Origin of the sequence: Streptococcus sp. HMSC071D03 (assembly GCF_001812125.1) — a bacterium.
Classification (GTDB): Bacteria; Bacillota; Bacilli; order Lactobacillales; family Streptococcaceae; genus Streptococcus; species Streptococcus pseudopneumoniae_N.
Genome location: NZ_KV807695.1, coordinates 1 through 19,896, shown reverse-complemented (window position 1 = coordinate 19,896; position 19,896 = coordinate 1). Strand labels below are relative to the sequence as shown.

Genomic DNA, 19,896 nt, shown 5'->3' with positions numbered 1-19,896 from the left:
TTTCTCTACCTCTCCTTAGTCTGCGTAAATATCTTCAAAAGCTGATTCTAGTGGAGGGAATGGACTTTCTTCTGCAAACTTAACAGATGCTTCCACTGCTTCCTTAACTTGCGCTTGAATTTCTTCAAGTTCTTCTGCACTTGCAATCTTGTTCTCAACAAGGTACTTGCGAAGATTTTCGATTGGATCTTTTTCCTTCCACTCATCGACTTCTTCACGTGTACGATATTTACCAGGGTCTGATGATGAGTGACCAAGCCAACGATAGGTTACACTTTCGATCAAGACAGGACCTTTACCAGAACGAACATGGTCAACTGCTTTTTTAAATCCTTCGTAGACATCGATAACATTGTTACCGTCTTCGATAAACATTCCAGGAATACCGTAAGCAGCACTACGCTCATGGATATGCTTGACATTAGTCATTTTCTTAATATCGGCAGAGATTCCATAACCGTTATTGATACAGTAGAAAATTACCGGAAGATTCCAAATTGAAGCCATATTAACAGCTTCGTGGAATACACCTTCATTAGTCGCTCCATCACCAAAGAAGCAGACAACGATTTTACCAGTGTTTTTCATTTGTTGAGTAAGGGCAGCCCCTACTGCGATTCCCATACCACCACCAACAATACCGTTGGCACCAAGGTTACCTGCATCAAGGTCGGCGATGTGCATAGATCCACCTTTACCTTTACAAGTTCCCGTATATTTACCAAGGATCTCAGCCATCATACCATTGAGGTCGATTCCTTTAGCAATGGCTTGTCCGTGACCACGGTGGTTCGATGTTATGAGGTCGTCTTCGTTTAGAGCTAACATAGCCCCAACGTTTGCAGCTTCCTCACCAACAGAAAAGTGCGTCATACCTGGCACTTTACCTTTTTTTACTAATTGAGCAATTTTTAAATCCATACGACGAATTTCTTCCATCTTACGGAACATCTCAAGCAAAAGATTTTTATCTAAAGTTGACATAATCTTGCCTTTCTAAGTTTAATTTCTTATAGTTCTATTCTAACTGATAGGTTAACTAGAGTCAAAGATTATGCTTGATAATTTTTCACAATGTAAAAAAAGAAAAGCCAATGAAATCAAGACTTTTCTTTACATAAAACAACTATTTCACAAACAGTTTTTCCAGTTTTTTTCATCAAATTATTTGATTGTTTTCATAATAACTTGTAAACGCCACTGATAAAGTATACCACTAATCACCAGACTAACAATTAAACCAATCCAATAAGAATAGGCGCCTAATCCTGTCCAGTAATCTAAGACTATTCCCAGTGGAATAGCTACGCCCCAGTATCCAAGAAGTCCAAGATAGAAGGGAACAACCGTATCCTTGTAGCCACGTAAAATTCCTTGCAAGGGTGCTGCGAAGGTATCAGCTAATTGGAAAAACAAACTATAGGTCATAAAAGAAGCTGTCAGTTGAATGAACTCTGGATCTTGACCATAGAGACTAGCAACATTTTCACGATAGATATAAAGGAAACCAAGTGTCAAAATCGCAAATACCATAGCTGTTAAACGTCCAATATGTATGTATTGCTTAGCATCGTTTAAGCGTCTAGCCCCTACTTCGTAGGAAACAACAATAGCCATGGCTGTTGAGATGCTCATAGGAAAGGCGTACATGAGAGACGAAAAGTTCATGGCAGATTGATGACTTGCTATTATCAAAGATGAAAACTTTGCCATAATCAATCCCACTGCTGAAAAAATGGCTACTTCCGCAAAGACAGTACCCCCAATTGGTAACCCGAGACGAATTGCTTCTTTGATTTTTTCTATTCGCAAGGGCATTGGTACTTCTAGATGATATTCCTTAAGCTTTTTATGCTTTAACAAGACTAAGATAGAAATCAATAACAAAACCCAGTAGGCAAGTGAGGTACCAAGACCTGCACCTGCGCCTCCAAGTTCAGGTACTCCAAATGCTCCATAAATCAATACATAGTTGAAACCACTATTAAAAGGAAGCAAGAGAAGCATGAGATACATAGATAATTTTGTTAATCCGAGTGTGTCAAGTAGAGAACGTATCACACTGAAAAGTAAGAGCGGGATAATACCAATAGCTAGTAGCCATAAATAACGGGTTGCTACACTTGCTACAGCTGTCTCTAATCCCATATATCCCAAAATAACTGGTACTAAAAAGAAGACTAGTACAAAAAGAATAAGGGATAAGGCTAAAGATAGATAAATAAATTGATAAAAATCTGAAGCAACCTCTTTCTTCTGTCCTTGGCCCAAATGGTGTCCGATAATAGGTACTAAGGCTGATACAATCCCTGTCAGAAAGGTGAAAAAAGGATTCCATAAGCTTGTAGCTATGGAAACTCCTGCCAGATCCAGTGTGTTATACTGACCCGTCATTGTTGTATCAACAAAGGAGGCCGAATAATTAGCAAATTGGTAAATCAATATCGGAAAGAATATTTTTAAAAATAAGATAATTTTATCTTTGAGATGTTGAGTTGAGTACATACCTTCTCTTTCTACTCCTTTTCATCCAAGCCAAAAAGCTTTAAGCCGTATTTTTTCAAGCTTAATGGTGGATTACTAGCTTTTGATGTCGTATGCCAACAATTACAAGTGTCGCAATAATAGCTCCTAACCAATCCACCATTATCATAGTCTACGGCGTGGTCGGCTTTTTCCTTGGTTTCATATTGAAGTTTAGTACGGTTGGCAGCAGGACAAAACACTCCGTGGCAAGCCTTTCGTTTTCTATCTCTAAGTTTACGAAAATAATTCATCCTCAAGCTCCTACTCTACTTGATAAACGATTTGGCCCTTACAGATGGTGTATTTGACCTGCCCTTTTAACTCTTCACCGATAAATGGTGAGTTAGATGCTTTAGAAGCAAAATGTGATCCTATAATACGGTCTACCTTAGCGTCAAAAATGGTAATGTCTGCAGGTCCATTTTCAGCCAAATAACCCGCTTCAAAATTATACAATTTGGCAGGGTTTACTGTCATTTTTTCTAATAACTGCATCAAGCTCAACTCGCCAGCTTCTACTAAGTAAGTTAAACCAAGTGACAAGGAAGTTTCAAGTCCGGTCATACCTGAAGGAGCTTTAGTGATATCCTCGACATTCTTTTCATCAGCATGGTGAGGCGCGTGGTCAGTTGCAATGACAGAAATAACTCCTGACTTAAGACCTTCGATAACAGCAAGGCGGTCTGACTCTAATCGTAAAGGTGGATTCATTTTTGCATTGCTTCCTTGGGTCAAGAGAAGAGCTTCAGTTTTAGAGAAATGTTGCGGTGCTACTTCTGATGTTACCTGAGCACCTAGACCCTGAGCAAACTCGACAACTTTGACACTCTCTTCTTTAGACAAGTGCTGAATGTGGACATGGGCTTTGGTTGCATAGGCAATCATAACATCACGTGCAATCATAGCATACTCAGCAACCCCGGTAGCACCGCAGATATGGAAATGTTCTTTAGCGATGTTTTCATTAAAACCTAGCGTACCATTCAGTCCAGGATCTTCTTCGTGCAAACTGATAAAGGTGTTTAACTTTTTAGCATCTTCCATGGCTTCCTTGACCACTTTACTGCTTTCAAGAGGAATCCCGTCATCAGAAAATCCAACTGCACCAGCATCTAAAAGAGCTTTAAAGTCAGTTATGTCTTGACCATTAAAGTTTTTGGTAATCGTTGCTACAGATTTAACGTTGATCTTTTCCTTTGCCGCAGATTGAAGAACTTCCTGCAGGGTCACTACATCAGAAATAGTTGGATTAGTATTAGCCATCATAACGACAGTTGTAAATCCACCTGCAGCTGCTGCTAGTGCTCCTGTATGAATGTCTTCTTTATGAGTTTGACCAGGTTCACGGAAATGAACATGGATATCCACCAAACCGGGTGCAACTACAAGACCAGTTGCATCAATGACCTCTGCATCTTTTTCACTAATTTGTGGTGCAATTTTGACAATTTTACCGTCTTCAATCAAGACATCACACACTTGATCCAAACCAGACTTAGGATCCATTACTCGACCATTTTTAATTAGTAACATCTGCTTTCTCCTTTATTCGTAGAAATCCACTTGGGTATCCAATAACTTATCACCATCATAAACAAACTTTGCTGAAAAGAATGGTTTATCTTCTAAAAGCCACTCTACGAAGGTGTGGTCTCCTTCCCAGGTTGGTTTGCTCAAAACCTCATCATAAGGAACCCATTCTAAAGTCCCTTCATTACAGTCAATCAATTCACCCTCAAACTCCGTCACCTTAAACACATAAGTGTACCAGTCTAAGTCTGGTGTGAACTCAGGAAAGGTGATTACACCTTTAAGAACTGGCTTAGCCTTCAATCCTGTTTCTTCTAAAATCTCGCGGGCCGCACATTCTTGTGGAGTTTCTCCACGCTCTAACTTTCCACCTACACCGATCCATTTTCCTTCATGGACATCATTAGGCTTTTTATTGCGATGAAGCATGAGCAGTTCTTTTCCATTATCAATGTAGCAAATCGTCGCTAACTGAGGCATATTTTCTCCTTATCTAAGCCAATCGATTGGCTCTTGTCCACTTTCTTTTAAGAATGCATTTGCTTTTGAAAATGGTTTTGACCCCCAAAATCCTCTGTAAACTGAAAGAGGACTTGGGTGGGCTGATTCGATAATCAAGTGCTGAGGATTTGTAACCAAGGACTTTTTCTTACGTGCATAAGCACCCCAAAGTACAAAAACTACGGGTCTATCAAGATTATTGACAACCTTGATTACAGCATCTGTAAAAGGTTCCCATATCTGCCCAGCATGACCATTTGCTTGACCAGCAGGAACCGTCAAGCAAGCATTGAGAAGCAAGACCCCCTGCTCTGCCCAAGAAGTCAAATCATGTGAAGCTTTTAGACCAATATCATCAGCAAGTTCTTTCAAGATATTTTGCAAAGAAGGAGGTGCTGGAATAGCATCTGGAACTGAAAAACTCAAACCCTGAGCTTGACCAGGTCCATGATAAGGATCTTGACCAAGGATAACAACCTTAACCTCTTCCAGAGGAGTTGTTATAAGAGCCTGAAAAACCTTTTCTTTAGGAGGATATACAGTTCCTTGAGCATAAACCTGCTCCATAAAGTGATTGATTTTCCCAAAATAACCTTCCGGTAATTGCTCCTTAATTAAAGCATGCCAAGACGAGTGTTCCATAGCCAACTCCTTCGTTTATACTGCCTCTATTATAGCAAAAAGTGGCTATCTAAACCACTTTTTACAGTATCTATAAACGTGTTGATAAATTTTATAAAGATTCAAGACTACAGCAAGTCCTCCAATTTGAAAGATAGCTAGTCATTTCAAAAACTATTATTATATAGTGGATTGAAATAAGATATGAACAAATCGATTAGGAAAGTCAAAATAATTTTTAAAAATGTTTTAGAATTCGTAGCGTACTATTCTAAGTTCAATCTACTATATTTTCAAATCTCTTCCTTGCAAAATTTTTTAAATCTCCTGTAAAAAAACTAAATCAAATCTCCCCTTAGCTCGACCCAAGGGGAGATTGGTAGGACTACGCTTAAGCACATCCTTAAGATTAAATTTTGGAGATCACTCAATAAAGAAACTATTTAACAATCATATAATGAGCATCTCTTATTTTATATTTTTCTAGATTAATAATCGTTTGATTTTTATCAGTAATATCATATTTTACCAGAGAATCATTAAATAAAAAATAATAGATGTTGTCTTTAAATGTAAAATATGGTGCAATATATTGCTCTGTACTAAAGCCTTCTAAATGAATAATATCTTTTTCTAAATTGTCTAGATTGACTGTAGTAAAGGAAAATTCGCCATTATACAATCCCTCATTCTCTATAATCAATTGATTATTTTTAGCATCATAGTGAATATTTGTTGGATACTTTTCAGGAATATCGATATAATTCTTGTTTTGACTCTTTAAATCAAAAACCAATAATTTATTTCCTGACTTATATTCTCCATCAGAATTACGCCCACTAAGTGCTTCCACAATATACAAGACATCATCTACATTAACCATTCTCATATATGCTGATGTTTCGTCCAGATTATATTTTTCGACGATGTTGAATTCTTTATCCATTTTCCAAATTTCGGCATTAGGAACTTGAGTAGACAAATCCAATGTGGTTACAAGTAAGTATAAATAATCATCTACAATAACAAACTGTTGACTGGCATTCAGCTGACCATCATTTTTCACGGTAACATTAGTGACAACCTCTAAATTATTATCATATTTATAAAATTCAATTCTATCTGTAAAGACAGCAGTCGCATATAAATAATCCCCATCTGTTATAGATGCGTATGCATCATTTCCTTCTGCTAATTTAAACGTTTCACTTAAATTTTCCTTATTAATTCTAGATACATATCTTTTTAGAGCAGGTGTGTCTTTTGTTTTTGCAGTTGAATAGGATCCTGCTTCCGAAAAACTTTCTGCCCAATAGATATATTTTTCTTTTCTCGCTATATTATCCTTGAACTCATTTAAATCATAATCATCAAAGACAGCTATTTTATCGCTATCCCAGATAGCCATTTTATAATCATCTACTGAATTTAACTTATTTGACTGGCAGGCACTTAGACAAATAAGGCAGAAACAAGCACTTATTAACATCAACATGAAGTTTATGGCTCTTTTATTTCTTTTCAATACCATACTGATTTGCTCCTATATATTAATATCGTTTCTCTCGATTTAAGTAGCTCAAACGGATGGATAGCAGAACCCCAATCCCAAGTACCAATATCTACTCCTGTTACATCTTTATACCCTGCCCAAACTAACTGAGAACAATAAAATTTACTTCTAGTATTAATATTGAAAAATTCATAGTTATAAGGTTTTCCGATTTGTCTAGCAGCCCAATATGCAACTTTTTGATCATCTCGAATACTTGTTTTTTTAACCCCTATTTGATAAACAGTACTACCACTAAACCGACTTGTCCAATTCCCATATACAACTTGAACCCCTGATCCTGAATTAGATTCAATCGTTGCATAATAGTAAGGGTCAGCTGCTACAATTCCAGCATACCCATTGTTAAAATGAGGAGTTACCGCATATGAATCAGTTATACAAATAACACCATCTCTCCATGTACATCCTCCATGTGCAGCTCTGTCCATTGTTTTCCAGTCACCTCTGGGAGTTTCAGAATTTATATCTTCTAAAACAGATTATTCCCAAACTCTCATTTCATTTTTATCTATAGATTCCTCCATAGCGTAGACATATTCGTTAAAACCACATAATGACAAAAAAATGATACCTATACTTAATTTTTTAGTTAATTTGCTCATATTTTTTCTCCTAAATAAATCACAACTATTGGAATTACTTATCATAAACAACTCAACTGTCCATGTCAATCTCCTTCTTTCTGTTTATTTTTTATCTGTGTACAATTTTATTATACCTAAAAAAAATAATTTGTCAAAAGATTTAAAACGTTTTCAAAAAATCCTTGAACTCCATGTTTTACAGAACAGAATCTTTTATATTTTGTAATTTTTAAAGGAGCACCAAGCAATCAAGCAGAGCCTGATAAGAGTCGACTTCATAAGTTGGCTGGGCTAAGCTCTTATTTTCCAGATGATGAGGATTGTACCAGATGGTATCGATGCCAGCATTATTTCCACCTTGAATATCAGCTGACAAAGAATCACCAATCATAAGGGTCTGATTTTTATCAAAATTAGGGATACGAGCTCCAATTTTTTCATAAAATTCAGCATCTGGTTTTTGGGTATGGAGTTGTTCTGATATGAAAATTTCCTTGAAATATGGTGCGATTCCAGATTGTTCCAAACGACCTGTCTGAATATAGGTGATTCCATTTGTCGCAGCATAGAGTTCATAGCCCTTACTTATCAATTTTTTTAATAAATCTTCGACACCTGGGAAAGTCTGCCCCTGTTTTGATAGGAAAAACTGGTAGCGCTCTGCTAAGTAAGCCCCATCTTTTTCAATGCCAAAGTGAGCAAACAATTTTGCAAAACGTGTGTTAATTAACTCAGCCTTTGTAATTTTTTTCTGTTCCAAATCCTTCCAAAGAGCCTTGTTCATTGGTACATAGTAATCTTTATAGGCTTGTATATCCACTACTCCTTCTTCTTCCAAGAGTTGAGTCAGAGCTATATCCTCGGCAGCATCAAAATCGAGTAGTGTGTGGTCGAGGTCGAAGAGTAAATACTTATATTTCAAATCTAAATGCTCCTTTCTGAACATTAAGTGAGTAAAAAAATAAATAGTCATTCAAAAGATTGCATGAGCTAATTTCTATAGAACTGGCAGTATTGACTATGGTCCCAACTAGGTCTTTGGGTATCTATAGGTTTTATCTATAAACTTCACCGAGTATTAACAAAAGCCGATATTCCTATCACCTTTTAATAACCAGTTTGAATTCTTCCTACTTGAAAAGCTCCTTTAAGAGAAAAGGAGCTATCTTGTATTTTATTGGTGTACAGCTTGGGCTGCTGTGATAAGAGTAAGTTTGAAGACGTCGTCTGAATTACATCCACGAGAAAGGTCATTAACTGGTTTGTTCAAACCTTGCAATACTGGACCAACCGCTGCAAATCCACCGAGACGTTCTGCCATCTTGTAACCAATATTCCCTGCTTCAATACCTGGGAAGATAAAGACGTTTGCTTGTCCAGCAACCTTGCTTCCTGGTGCCTTAAGAGCAGCTGTTTCTGGAACGAAGGCAGCATCAAATTGCAATTCCCCATCAATTTCAAGGTCAGGACGAAGATCATGAGCAATCTTAGTTGCTTCAACAACTTTATCTACGCTTTCACCAAAACCAGAACCTTTAGTTGAATAGCTTAGCATCGCAATTTTTGGTTCGATACCGAACATCTTAGCTGTGATAGCAGAGTTAATTGCAATCTCTGCCAAAGCTTCAGCATCAGGATTGATATTGATGGCACAGTCACCAAATAGGTAACGCTCAGTGCCACGAACCATAAGGAAGGCACCTGAAGTACGACTAACATTTGGACGTGTTTTAATGATTTGAAGGGCTGGGCGAACAGTTGCCGCAGTAGAGTGAATAGCTCCTGAAACCATTCCATCTACCAAGCCCATGTATACCAACATAACACCAAAATAGTTCACGTCTTTAACCAAAATTTCGCGAGCTTCTTCTTCAGTCATTTTTCCTTTACGACGTTCTACAAGTGATGCTACCATGTCTTCAAATTGAGGGTAATGTGCAGGATCGATTACTTCATAACCATCCATGATTCCTTCGATTTCAAGATAGATTTTAATTTTGTCAGGGTTTCCTAGCAGGACAGGGATAACATCTGTTTCTTTTACGATGCGTTTTGTAGCTTGAAGAATACGTGGTTCTTCACCTTCAGGCAAAACAATACGTGCATTTTTACCAACTAGGTTGGCTTTTAAACTTTCAAAAACTTCCATGAGTTTTTACTCCTTTTTAGATAAATTATTATTTGATAACTGAGTTATAAGATTCTTAAAATCATCCGGCAGTGGACTTTCCATCTCCAACTGCTCTTCAAGAAAAGGATGATAAAACGATAAGTAATGGCAATGCAGAGCTTGACGCTCTATGCCATGTTTAAGACTACCACCATAGAGGTCATCGCCAAGCAAAGGGAAACCTATATGAGAGAAATGGACACGAATCTGGTGGGTCCTTCCCGTATGTAGGTGAATATCAACAAGATGAACTTTGCCATAAGACTCCACTATACGATAGGAGGTATGAGCATATTTACCACCTTTTGCCACTCGTCTAGTGATAATGGAATCTTCATCTCGAGCAATCGGTGCAATGATTTCGCCTTGCGGCTCCAGAAACCCATCTCCTTTGACTAGAGCAAAATAACGCTTTTCAATAGCTTTCTTCTGCAACTGCTTGTCTAGTCTAGCATGGGCATACCCGTGTTTAGCAAAAAGCATGAGGCCCGAAGTATCTCGATCTAGTCTAGTTACAATGTGGACCTGTTGATTTTCGTAGTCCTGATTCACATAATAGCCCTTGATAAAGTTAGCGATGGTATTGGAATGATTGACACTAGGAATCGAGGCCACACCAAAGGGTTTGTTTAAAATCAAGAAATGGTCATCTTCAAACAGAATATCCAGTGGATAATCAATGGCTTCTAGTGTCTCGAAACCTTCCTCAGGAGGAATGTCGATGACAACCACATCCCCAATATCTAAGAGATAGGTTGCATTTTGTGGATGACCGTTTACGCGAATATCTCCACCTCGAAACTTGATTTTGGCAAGTAAACCTTTCGAGACTTCGTGTTTTTTTAAAAAGGTCTTTACCTTGACATGTTCGTCAGCAATAAATTCAAACCTCATTCATCCACCTCACCAATAAAGGCATCCTTGACACGATTCCAAAAACTAGTATGGCTTGGTGTTGCGACAAAGTGAATTTTGTGGTGGTCTATTTGGTATTCTATTCTTTCAATATTACGGTAAGAATAAATGCTATTGTCAACAGAAATCGTATGATAATCATTGCGTGTCGGTATCAATTCAATCTTATCCTTCTTAGGCACAATGATAGACGAACCTAAGGTTCGGTAGACACGATTGTTGAGACTCGCAATTTCTGTCAATTGAAGGGCCTCAATGGTAGGATGCAAAACAGCTCCACCTAGAGATTTATTATAAGCTGTACTCCCGGTTGGCGTCGATACCGTCAGGCCATCTCCTCTAAAACGTTCAAATGGTACTTGGTTAATGATAATATCGGCAACCATAGTCCTATCAGCTCTCCTAATGCTAGCCTCATTCAAAGCTCGGAAAATCTTCACTTCCCCGTTTTCCAAAAATACCTTTACATTTAAAAGTGGATAAGACACACGAGCTCCAGTATCTAACTGTAAATTAGTAAGCAATTGGTCCAGTTCAAAATCACGGTAATCCGTATAGAAACCTAAATGACCCGTGTGAACACCAACGAAGCGAACCTTATCCAGCTGGTCTTCATACTTGTGAAAAGCAGACAAAAGCATCCCATCCCCACCTATGGAAATCACGATATCGGGATGTTTATCATTTAATATAAAGTTATTCTTTTTTAATCGATCTCTTAATTCATATAAGACTCTTTGACTTTGAGGTTTGCGATTAGCGATTAGATCAATTCGTTTACCTGTATTCTTCATCGGTATCGTCACTATTACCTACCCCGTCATTTAACTTTCTATGCAATGGATCAAAGAGAGCTTGTGCTTCTTGAATATCATCACGAATTTTACTCATTTCTTCATCCAATTGATGGGATATCCTTGCTGTAATTTCCAAACGTTCCTTAATTTCTTCTGGAAAATCGCCTTGATATTTATAATTAAGAGAATGCTCGATGGTAGCCCAGAAATTCATCGCCAAGGTACGAATCTGAATCTCCACCAGAATCGTTCTTGCCCCCTTGATTGTGTCAACAGTATACTCAATAATCAAATGGTAAGAACGATAACCTGAAGCCTTTCGATGAGTGATGTAGTCACGTTCTTGTACCACTCTCATGTCTTGCCTCTTACGAAGGATGGCAACAACCTCGCTCACGTCATCTACAAATTGAACCATGACGCGTAAACCTGCAATATCTTGTAAATCCTGTTCCAGCGTATCGTATCCAATCCCTCGACGAGCCATTTTTTCTTTTATACTTTCGATTGGTTTGACTCGACCAGTTACAAACTCAATTGGAGAATGTTTATTTTGTTTGCGGTATTGTTTTCGAATACCTCGGAGTTTTATCTTCAGCTCTCCGACAGCCTGAATGTAAGGATCTAAAAATTCTTCCCATTCCGTAATCATATATCTTTTTCATCCAATTCTCTATACACTTCGATTTATCTAGCTTTTGATTTTCTAGGAAAAATCTTATACAATAAATACAATGCTTATTATACCATATAATCGCTTTCAAAGATAAGGAAAAAGTTAAAAAAATGAAACATTTAGAAATTGAAATGAAAACACTCCTAAACCAGGATGAATATAAAAAATTACAAACTCACTTTTCAGGAGTCACACCTATTACACAAAAAAATTACTACCTAGACACGCCTGATTTTTACCTTCGTAAGCATAAAATTGCTATGCGCATTCGTACTTTTGAAAATAGCGCTGAATTGACCATAAAAATTCCACAAAAAGTTGGAAATATGGAGTACAATCAAGATTTAAGCCTAGAGGAAGCAAACTATTGTCTCAAAGAATGTAAACTTCCACAAGGAATGATTCTTGACGAATTGACTAGCCGTGGACTTTCAACCAGTGGCTGGGTAGTTTTAGGTTGCCTAACTACTGTTCGTTACGAAAAGCAAACTCCTATCGGACTCATGGCTCTTGATCAAAGTGAATACTTTGATATTGTTGACTATGAGCTTGAATTAGAAGTAGAAGATGGTAAGCAAGGTAGCCTTGATTTCCAAGAATTTTTACAAGTCAATGAAATCCATTACAAAAAAGCTCCTTCGAAATTGGTTCGTTTTATAGAAAATATGAAAAAATACTGAAACAATCTTCTTTTTTTGATAAAATAAAAGGGATGAAAAATAATAGAATCTTTTGTAGAGAGCATTTATCATTAAAAGTGTTTTACTACAGCGATTCACATAGTTTAAAGAGGACGGTTTATCGATGTCAGATACAAAAAACATGAAACTTTTCGCACTATCTTCCAACCAGGAAATTGCTCAAAGAATCGCAGATGCTGCAGGTGTTCCACTTGGAAAAGTCTCTTCACGCCAATTTTCAGATGGTGAAATCCAAGTTAACATTGAAGAAAGTGTTCGTGGATACGATGTTTATATCATCCAATCAACTAGTTATCCAGTAAATAACCACTTGATGGAACTCTTGATTATGGTTGATGCTTGTGTTCGTGCTAGTGCTAATACCATTAACGTTGTACTTCCATACTTCGGCTACGCTCGCCAAGACCGTATCGCTTCTTCTCGCGAACCACTTACAGCTAAACTTGTTGCTAATATGTTGGTAAAAGCCGGAGTTAGTCGTGTATTGACTCTTGATCTTCATGCTGTTCAGGTTCAAGGTTTCTTTGACATTCCTGTAGATAACCTCTATACAATCCCACTTTTTGCAAAACACTACTGCGATAAAGGTTTGACTGGTTCAGATGTGGTTGTTGTTAGTCCTAAAAACTCGGGTGTAAAACGTGCTCGTAGTCTCGCAGAATATTTGGATGCACCAATTGCAATCATTGATTATGCACAAGATGATTCTGAACGCAGTCAAGGTTACATTATCGGTGATGTTGAAGGTAAGAAGGCAATCTTGATTGATGACATTCTTAACACTGGTCGTACCTTCTCTGAAGCCGCTAAAATCCTAGAGCGCGACGGAGCAACTGAAATCTATGCAGTTTCAAGTCATGGACTATTCGTTAACGGGGCTGCAGAGCTGTTGGATGCAACAAATATCAAGGAAATCTTGGTTACAGATTCTGTTTTGACAGAAAGTAGAAAACCTAAAAACGTGCAATACATCACTGCTAGCGAATTGATTGGTGATGCTATGGTTCGTATTCATGAAAGAAAACCAGTTAGTCCACTATTTAAATAGAAATTAGGTGAATTTTTGATTTATTTGGATAATGCTGCAACGACTCCGATGTCTTCAGTAGCTATCTCAGCAATGACTCAAGTCATGCAAAAAACTTATGGCAACCCTTCTAGTATTCATGGACATGGGCGCCAAGCAGGTAAACTATTACGAGAATCTCGTCAAGAACTAGCAAGTTTACTAGGAACAAAGCCACAACATATATTCTTTACCACTGGTGGTACTGAAAGCAATAATACTGCTATCATCGGCTACTGCCTTCGCCATCAAAATCGTGGAAAGCACATTATCACTACTGCGATTGAGCACCATGCTGTTCTAGAACCCATCAAATACTTGGTTGAAAATTTTGGTTTTGAAGTGACTATTTTACAGCCTGAACATCAAGAAATCACTGCAGACCAAGTCAAAAATGCACTGCGTGAAGATACCATTCTTGTTTCTACTATGTTTGCCAACAATGAAACGGGTACACTGTTACCTATTGCTGAAATTGGTGAGGTTCTAAAAAATCATCCAGCCGTCTATCATGTCGATGCAGTTCAGGCAATCGGTAAATTAGAGATACTTCCCGAAGAATTGGGAATTGATTTTCTCAGTGCTTCTGCACACAAATTTTATGGTCCAAAAGGAGTTGGTTTTCTCTATGCTGCATCTACAGATTTTGATTCCTACCTTCATGGTGGTGATCAAGAGCAGAAAAAAAGAGCAGGAACAGAAAATCTTCCTGCCATTGTAGGAATGGTAGCAGCTCTAAAGGATGATCTTGAAAACCAAGCACAAAACTTTAAAAAGGTTCAAAAACTAAAAGACACATTCTTAAATGAAATTGCTGGGACAGACTATTACCTCAATCAAGGGAAAAACCAGCTACCTTATGTCCTTAATATTGGATTCCCAGGTCAACGTAATGATCTACTACTCCTTCGTCTAGATCTTGAAGGTATTTCTATTTCAACTGGCTCTGCTTGTACTGCAGGTGTCGTTCAGGTTAGTCATGTTCTTCAGGCTTTCTACGGTGAAGACTCTCCTCGCTTACACGAATCCGTTCGCGTCAGCATTTCACCTCAAAATACAGGGCAAGAAATAATCACTCTCGCACAAACTCTAAAAGAAATCATTGGAGGTTAACTCAATGGCATTCGAAAAAACCATTAGTCTTAAAAATTGCCGTTATAATTACACACTTAGCCCAACCGTCAAAAAGTTCACTCTAAAAGATAACACTTTTTTTGAAACTAAGGTTGGTAACTATGAACTAACGCGTCTTCTTGAAAAAGTTCCAAATAGTGGGGAAGGTTTCCAACTTAAGATTATCATCAACAAAGACTTAACAGGTGCAAAAATCAACATCACTGATAAATTTGGTCTACGTTTAGTCGATATCTTTAAGTCAGAAGAAACTCATATCCACCAAGAGAAATTTTACTTCTTGATGGATAGTCTTGTTGAACGTGATGTATTTACTAAAAGCGAAAGATAGAAGGCAATCATGTTTCGATTAACTTACAAAGATACCTATCAAGTCGATCGCGTTTTAGAATACGAAGATTATGAAGCACTCATGCTATCACTTTCAGGCTGTGTGACTCTTCCAGATACTACTGTCATTACTTCTCTGACCTATAATGGAAAAGAAATCTATCAGGGGCTTCTGGGAAATCTCTATCGTTTTCTATCTCACTATGATTTTACGAAGATAAGCTAAGATTTTTCTTAGTTTTTTCTTATTTTTGTTGATTTTTTCACAATCTTTCTATAAAATAGTATTTAGAAAGGTTGTGATTTTGTGAAAGAAAAACAGTCTGCTATTCCAAAAGCAACAGCAAAGAGACTTTCTCTTTATTATCGTATCTTCAAAAGATTTAATTCCGAAAAGATTGAAAGAGCAAACTCAAAACAAATTGCCGAGGCGATTGGAATTGATTCTGCTACTGTTCGACGAGACTTCTCCTACTTTGGCGAACTTGGTCGTCGTGGTTTTGGCTATGATGTTAAAAAGCTAATGACCTTTTTTGCTGATCTTCTGAATGATAATTCGATTACAAATGTCATGCTTGTTGGTATTGGTAACATGGGACATGCCCTACTCCACTACCGCTTCCATGAACGCAATAAAATGAAAATCATTATGGCTTTTGATTTGGACGATCATCCTGAAGTTGGAACACAAACTCCTGATGGAATCCCAATTTATGGAATTTCCCAAATCAAGGATAAAATAAAGAATGCAGATGTTAAAACTGCAATCTTAACAGTTCCGAGTGTCAAATCACAAGAAGTAGCTAATCTCCTTGTCGAAGCAGGTATTAAAGGAATTTTAAGCTTTTCACCCGTTCATCTCCAACTACCAAAAGATGTGGTAGCTCAGTATGTAGATTTAACTAGTGAATTGCAAACTCTCCTCTATTTCATGAGAAAAGAGGATTAGAAAGCGAAAGCATTTATGAAAAAACCAGTTATTGGGATTACAGGAAACGAAAAAGCTCATCCTGATGATGAGTTGATGATGAGTTATTGTATCAAGGGGGTTGTCGAAGGTGTCAAAGAAGCAGGTGGTATACCTCTTATTTTACCCATCGGTGATGAAGACATGGCTCGTGCTTATGTTTCAATGGTAGATAAGCTCATCCTTACTGGTGGGCAAAATGTCGATCCTAAGTTTTATGATGAAGAAAAGACCATTGATAGTGATGACTACCACTTACAAAGAGATATCTTTGAGTTAGCTCTGATAAAAGAAGCTATCCAGCAAAATAAAGCCATTTTTTCTGTTTGTCGTGGGACTCAACTCTTTAATGTTGCTATGGGTGGTACCTTATTTCAAGATATTGAAGACCACTGGCAAGACTCTACTGCCGAATACACCACTCAGCGCTTGGCAACAGAGCCAGATAACATTCTTAGAGAAATTTACGGGGAAATTTCCCATATCAATTCATTCCACCACCAGAGCATTAAGGACTTGGCTCCTAATCTCAAGGTTATCGCCTATGATCCAAAAGATAACATTATCGAGGCTGTAATGACAACTGATCAGATTCGCTTTCTCGGTGTTCAATGGCATCCTGAGAGTCTCTATGAAAATCGTCCCAAGGATAAAAAGCTCTTTGACTATGTCGTAAATAAATTGTAAGTGGCTGCCTCAAAAGGGTTTCAAAAAGAAAAAGGCATTATTTCAGGTGTTCAAAAAGCTCGAAATGATGCTTTTTATTATGTAATTATTTCCCATAGAGATGCGTTTTGTATTAAATTCATTTATATGAGGTCCGTCTTCTCACGATAACTAAAATAATCGGAGTGTGAAACAATTAGATGGTCCAATAAGACCAAACCCATTAACTCACAGGCTTCTTTGACAAGCTTCGTAACATGGTCATCATTTCTACTTGGCATGACAGCACCAGATGGATGATTATGAACCAGTATCATAGATGTTGCCATATGCTTCAAAGCATAGTGGAGAATTTCCCGTGGTTCAGCAATACTTCTAGTAGCTGAGCCGATAAAAATGGTTTGCTGATGAATGATTTGATTTTGAGTATTCAGATAGAGCGCCACCAGGTGCTCTTGTTTTTTATCTCCCAGTTCAGCTTGCATCTTTTTAGCCAGTCTTTGACTACTGAGGATACTCTCTGCCTCAATGGTTTCTTGTTTGTGAATACGACTTCCCAGCTCAATCATCGCTTGCAACTCAATAGCTTTCACTCTACCAATACCTGATAATCCCTGTAGTTCTTGTAGTGTCATTTTTTTCAAATCAGTTAAGCAATTTAATTGATTCAATACTTTTTGTGCAATTTCAAAAACAGTAGATTGGCGTGTCCCCGTTCTGAGTAAAATAGCTAGTAATTCCTGATTACTCAAACTCTCTACTCCTTCTGTCACCAGTCGTTCTCTTGGCAAGAGCGAATCTTCTTGAAATGAAATACTATACATAAAAATCCTCCTCACTTTATTATTCGTGAGAAGGAGCTTAAACCAGATAAATTTTATCTATTTTTAAATATTTTCAAGAGCAAGACGCAAATCTTCAATCAAATCATCAACATTTTCAAGACCAATTGATAGACGGATTTGATTTTTTGTTACTCCTGCTGCTTCTAAATCTGAGTCAGACAACTGGGCATGAGTGGTAGTTGCTGGATGAACCACCAATGATTTTGCATCTGCCACATTGGCTAGGTTTGAAAAGATTTCTAAGCTATCAATCACCTTACGAGCTTCTACTTCTCCACCTTTAACATGGAAGGTAAAGATTGAACCAACACCTTTAGGTAGGTATTTTTCAGCCAAAGCATGATATGGACTATCTGCTAGTTTTGGATAGTTGACCTTTTCTACCTTTGGATGGTTAACAAGGAAATCAACGATTTTCTCAGCATTTTGAACATGGCGCTCAACACGGAGAGAAAGTGTTTCAAGACCTTGCAAGAGCAAGAATGAGTTAAATGGTGACAGAGCTGCACCAGTGTCACGTAGCAATTGAACACGAAGGGCAACGATGAAGGCTGCTGCACCTACATCTCTAGTGTAGCTTAAATTATGGTAGCTTGGATCTTCATTGACAAATTGAGGGAACTTCCCTGAAGCTGCCCAATCAAACTTGCCGCTATCAACAATGACACCACCAATAGTTGTACCGTGTCCACCGATAAACTTAGTTGCTGAGTGAACCGCAATGTCAACACCATGAGAAAAAACATTAATGAGGTATGGTGTTGCAAAGGTATTGTCAGCAACCAAAGGAATTTGGTGTTTATGAGTAATTTCAGCAATCTTTTCAATATCAGGAATGTTGATAACTGGATTACCTAATGTTTCAATCAAGACAAGTTTAGTATTATCTTTAATCGCTGCTTCCACTTCTTCTAAATCATCAATATCAACAAAAGTTGTGGTGATTCCATATCGAGGAAGGGTTTCTTTCAAAAGGTTAAAGGTCCCACCGTAGATAGTTGAAGCTGCAACAACATGATCACCTGCGTGAGCAAGTCCAAGGATAGTATAAGTAAGAGCTGCCATCCCAGATGCTGTGGCAAGAGCACCAACACCACCTTCAAGAGCTGCAATACGCTCTTCAAAGGCTGAAGTTGTTGGGTTTGTGATACGAGTATAGATATTCCCAGCCTTCTGAAGTGCAAAAAGTTCTGCACCTTCTTGTGTATCTTCAAATACAAAGGATGTTGTTTGATAAATGGGTACAGCACGAGACTTGGTAGTCGCATCTACCACTTGTCCTGCATGCAATTGTAGAGTTTCAAATTTAAATTCACGAGTCATAGTCAGACCTCCAAAGATTTCATTAGGTTCATTGTATCACCTATTACACTAGGTTACAAATACAATTTTGTTATATATTGGCATAAGCACTAGCTATGGCTATGCCTGATAGAGAAAAATAGCAATCTTTTATTAGAATTGTAGAACTTTTTTCAGATAGTTAAAAATGTTTGTTTTCACTTCTCCCATACTTTATAATGGATAGAAAGGAGAATATTATGTCAGAAATTACACATGAAATTGATGCAAACTTTACTGGTCGTTTAAATATCTTGCGAGCTGGTGTGCTAGGAGCGAATGATGGAATCATCTCTATAGCTGGAGTTGTTATCGGGGTTGCCAGTGCTACAAGCAATATCTGGATAATCTTTCTTTCAGGTTTGGCTGCCATCTTAGCGGGTGCCTTTTCTATGGCTGGTGGCGAGTATGTATCTGTATCTACTCAGAAAGACACTGAGGAGGCCGCTGTAGCCCGCGAACAACTCCTTTTAGATAAGGACTTGAATGCTGCTAAAAAATCCCTCTATGCAGCTTATCTTCAAAATGGTGAGTGTGAAACATCTGCTCAACTACTAACCAACAAAGCCTTTTTGAAAAATCCACTCAAGGCTTTGGTTGAGGAAAAATACGGAATCGAGTACGAAGAATTTACTAATCCTTGGCATGCTGCAGCATCTAGCTTCATCGCTTTTGTTCTTGGTAGTTTACCACCAATGCTTTCCATTACCATCTTTCCAAGTGACCACCGAATCCCTGCTACTGTTGTTATTGTAGCAATTTCTCTATTAGTTACTGGCTACACCAGTGCTAAACTTGGAAAAGCACCAACCAAAACAGCTATGATTCGTAACCTTTGTATCGGTTTGTTGACCATGGGAGTTACCTATCTATTCGGACAGTTGTTTAGTATTTAAAAAAGATACCGAGCGGTATCTCAGAACGAAGACAAACGTCATTTTTGGCGTTTG

General features: G+C 37.8%; 24 protein-coding genes. 8 read left to right on the top strand and 16 right to left on the bottom strand.

Features of this window, described 5'->3' with window-relative positions:
- Positions 1-15: 15 nt before the first annotated feature.
- The 14 genes from HMPREF2837_RS00755 to HMPREF2837_RS00695 form a co-directional block, all read right to left on the bottom strand.
- Positions 16-984, bottom strand: a complete 969-nt coding sequence (locus tag HMPREF2837_RS00755; RefSeq protein WP_036757432.1) for a thiamine pyrophosphate-dependent dehydrogenase E1 component subunit alpha — start codon at positions 982-984, stop codon at positions 16-18.
- A gap of 180 nt (positions 985-1,164) precedes the next feature.
- Positions 1,165-2,505 (bottom strand): MATE family efflux transporter, encoded by a 1,341-nt coding sequence (locus tag HMPREF2837_RS00750; RefSeq protein ID WP_049548448.1) that lies wholly within the window; start codon positions 2,503-2,505, stop codon positions 1,165-1,167.
- Between the two features lie 11 nt (positions 2,506-2,516).
- Positions 2,517-2,777: a hypothetical protein gene (locus tag HMPREF2837_RS00745; RefSeq protein WP_075230518.1), complete on the bottom strand. Its 261-nt coding sequence runs from the start codon at positions 2,775-2,777 to the stop codon at positions 2,517-2,519.
- A 10-nt stretch (positions 2,778-2,787) separates the two neighbouring features.
- Positions 2,788-4,059, bottom strand: a complete 1,272-nt coding sequence (locus HMPREF2837_RS00740) for a dihydroorotase (protein ID WP_049548446.1) — start codon at positions 4,057-4,059, stop codon at positions 2,788-2,790.
- A 12-nt stretch (positions 4,060-4,071) separates the two neighbouring features.
- Positions 4,072-4,536, bottom strand: a complete 465-nt coding sequence (locus HMPREF2837_RS00735) for an NUDIX hydrolase (RefSeq protein ID WP_001135775.1) — start codon at positions 4,534-4,536, stop codon at positions 4,072-4,074.
- 9 nt (positions 4,537-4,545) lie between these two features.
- Positions 4,546-5,199 (bottom strand): uracil-DNA glycosylase, encoded by a 654-nt coding sequence (locus tag HMPREF2837_RS00730; RefSeq protein WP_049548445.1) that lies wholly within the window; start codon positions 5,197-5,199, stop codon positions 4,546-4,548.
- 418 nt (positions 5,200-5,617) lie between these two features.
- Positions 5,618-6,709 (bottom strand): hypothetical protein, encoded by a 1,092-nt coding sequence (locus HMPREF2837_RS00725; RefSeq protein ID WP_239665529.1) that lies wholly within the window; start codon positions 6,707-6,709, stop codon positions 5,618-5,620.
- Entirely contained in the window at positions 6,700-7,182 is a 483-nt protein-coding gene (locus tag HMPREF2837_RS00720; protein WP_053090648.1) for a YiiX/YebB-like N1pC/P60 family cysteine hydrolase, read from the bottom strand. The genes HMPREF2837_RS00725 and HMPREF2837_RS00720 overlap by 10 nt, the downstream gene beginning before the upstream one ends.
- 51 nt (positions 7,183-7,233) lie before the next feature.
- Positions 7,234-7,356 carry a hypothetical protein gene (locus tag HMPREF2837_RS11570; RefSeq protein WP_261674326.1) on the bottom strand — a complete coding sequence of 41 codons (123 nt, stop codon included), beginning with the start codon at positions 7,354-7,356 and terminating at the stop codon, positions 7,234-7,236.
- Between the two features lie 211 nt (positions 7,357-7,567).
- Complete coding sequence (locus tag HMPREF2837_RS00715; RefSeq protein WP_049548635.1) at positions 7,568-8,260, bottom strand: pyrimidine 5'-nucleotidase PynA; 693 nt, start codon at positions 8,258-8,260, stop codon at positions 7,568-7,570.
- 252 nt (positions 8,261-8,512) lie between these two features.
- Positions 8,513-9,487: a phosphate acetyltransferase gene (pta, locus tag HMPREF2837_RS00710; protein ID WP_075230517.1), complete on the bottom strand. Its 975-nt coding sequence runs from the start codon at positions 9,485-9,487 to the stop codon at positions 8,513-8,515.
- 6 nt (positions 9,488-9,493) lie between these two features.
- Positions 9,494-10,402 carry an RluA family pseudouridine synthase gene (locus HMPREF2837_RS00705; RefSeq protein WP_075230516.1) on the bottom strand — a complete coding sequence of 303 codons (909 nt, stop codon included), beginning with the start codon at positions 10,400-10,402 and terminating at the stop codon, positions 9,494-9,496.
- A complete protein-coding gene (locus HMPREF2837_RS00700; RefSeq protein WP_049509202.1) occupies positions 10,399-11,217 on the bottom strand; it encodes an NAD kinase in 819 nt (272 codons plus the stop codon). The genes HMPREF2837_RS00705 and HMPREF2837_RS00700 overlap by 4 nt, the downstream gene beginning before the upstream one ends.
- Positions 11,201-11,872, bottom strand: coding sequence for a GTP diphosphokinase (locus tag HMPREF2837_RS00695; protein ID WP_075230515.1), 672 nt, complete (start codon positions 11,870-11,872; stop codon positions 11,201-11,203). The genes HMPREF2837_RS00700 and HMPREF2837_RS00695 overlap by 17 nt, the downstream gene beginning before the upstream one ends.
- Positions 11,873-12,006: 134 nt before the next feature.
- Here HMPREF2837_RS00695 and HMPREF2837_RS00690 point away from each other — a divergent pair, with 134 nt between their 5' ends.
- From HMPREF2837_RS00690 to HMPREF2837_RS00660, 7 genes are all read left to right on the top strand, one after another.
- The gene (locus HMPREF2837_RS00690; RefSeq protein WP_075230514.1) at positions 12,007-12,576 is read left to right on the top strand and encodes a CYTH domain-containing protein; all 570 of its coding nucleotides are present in this window, start codon (positions 12,007-12,009) and stop codon (positions 12,574-12,576) included.
- A 124-nt stretch (positions 12,577-12,700) separates the two neighbouring features.
- The gene (locus HMPREF2837_RS00685) at positions 12,701-13,645 is read left to right on the top strand and encodes a ribose-phosphate diphosphokinase (RefSeq protein ID WP_049526337.1); all 945 of its coding nucleotides are present in this window, start codon (positions 12,701-12,703) and stop codon (positions 13,643-13,645) included.
- Between the two features lie 15 nt (positions 13,646-13,660).
- Complete coding sequence (locus HMPREF2837_RS00680; protein ID WP_075230513.1) at positions 13,661-14,776, top strand: cysteine desulfurase family protein; 1,116 nt, start codon at positions 13,661-13,663, stop codon at positions 14,774-14,776.
- 4 nt (positions 14,777-14,780) lie between these two features.
- Positions 14,781-15,128 (top strand): DUF1831 domain-containing protein, encoded by a 348-nt coding sequence (locus HMPREF2837_RS00675; RefSeq protein WP_075230512.1) that lies wholly within the window; start codon positions 14,781-14,783, stop codon positions 15,126-15,128.
- Positions 15,129-15,137: 9 nt separating this feature from the next.
- Positions 15,138-15,353 carry a DUF4649 family protein gene (locus HMPREF2837_RS00670; RefSeq protein WP_070460469.1) on the top strand — a complete coding sequence of 72 codons (216 nt, stop codon included), beginning with the start codon at positions 15,138-15,140 and terminating at the stop codon, positions 15,351-15,353.
- Positions 15,354-15,434: 81 nt separating this feature from the next.
- Positions 15,435-16,076 carry a redox-sensing transcriptional repressor Rex gene (locus HMPREF2837_RS00665; RefSeq protein ID WP_075230511.1) on the top strand — a complete coding sequence of 214 codons (642 nt, stop codon included), beginning with the start codon at positions 15,435-15,437 and terminating at the stop codon, positions 16,074-16,076.
- 15 nt (positions 16,077-16,091) lie between these two features.
- The gene (locus HMPREF2837_RS00660) at positions 16,092-16,781 is read left to right on the top strand and encodes a gamma-glutamyl-gamma-aminobutyrate hydrolase family protein (RefSeq protein WP_075230510.1); all 690 of its coding nucleotides are present in this window, start codon (positions 16,092-16,094) and stop codon (positions 16,779-16,781) included.
- 122 nt (positions 16,782-16,903) lie between these two features.
- Here the strand turns inward: HMPREF2837_RS00660 and radC are convergent, their stop codons facing one another.
- A complete protein-coding gene (radC, locus tag HMPREF2837_RS00655; protein WP_075230509.1) occupies positions 16,904-17,584 on the bottom strand; it encodes a RadC family protein in 681 nt (226 codons plus the stop codon).
- A 63-nt stretch (positions 17,585-17,647) separates the two neighbouring features.
- Positions 17,648-18,928: an O-acetylhomoserine aminocarboxypropyltransferase/cysteine synthase family protein gene (locus HMPREF2837_RS00650; protein ID WP_075230508.1), complete on the bottom strand. Its 1,281-nt coding sequence runs from the start codon at positions 18,926-18,928 to the stop codon at positions 17,648-17,650.
- A 218-nt stretch (positions 18,929-19,146) separates the two neighbouring features.
- Between HMPREF2837_RS00650 and HMPREF2837_RS00645 the strand changes: the two genes are divergently transcribed.
- Positions 19,147-19,842: a VIT1/CCC1 transporter family protein gene (locus HMPREF2837_RS00645; RefSeq protein WP_075230507.1), complete on the top strand. Its 696-nt coding sequence runs from the start codon at positions 19,147-19,149 to the stop codon at positions 19,840-19,842.
- The last annotated feature ends 54 nt before the right edge of the window (positions 19,843-19,896 follow it).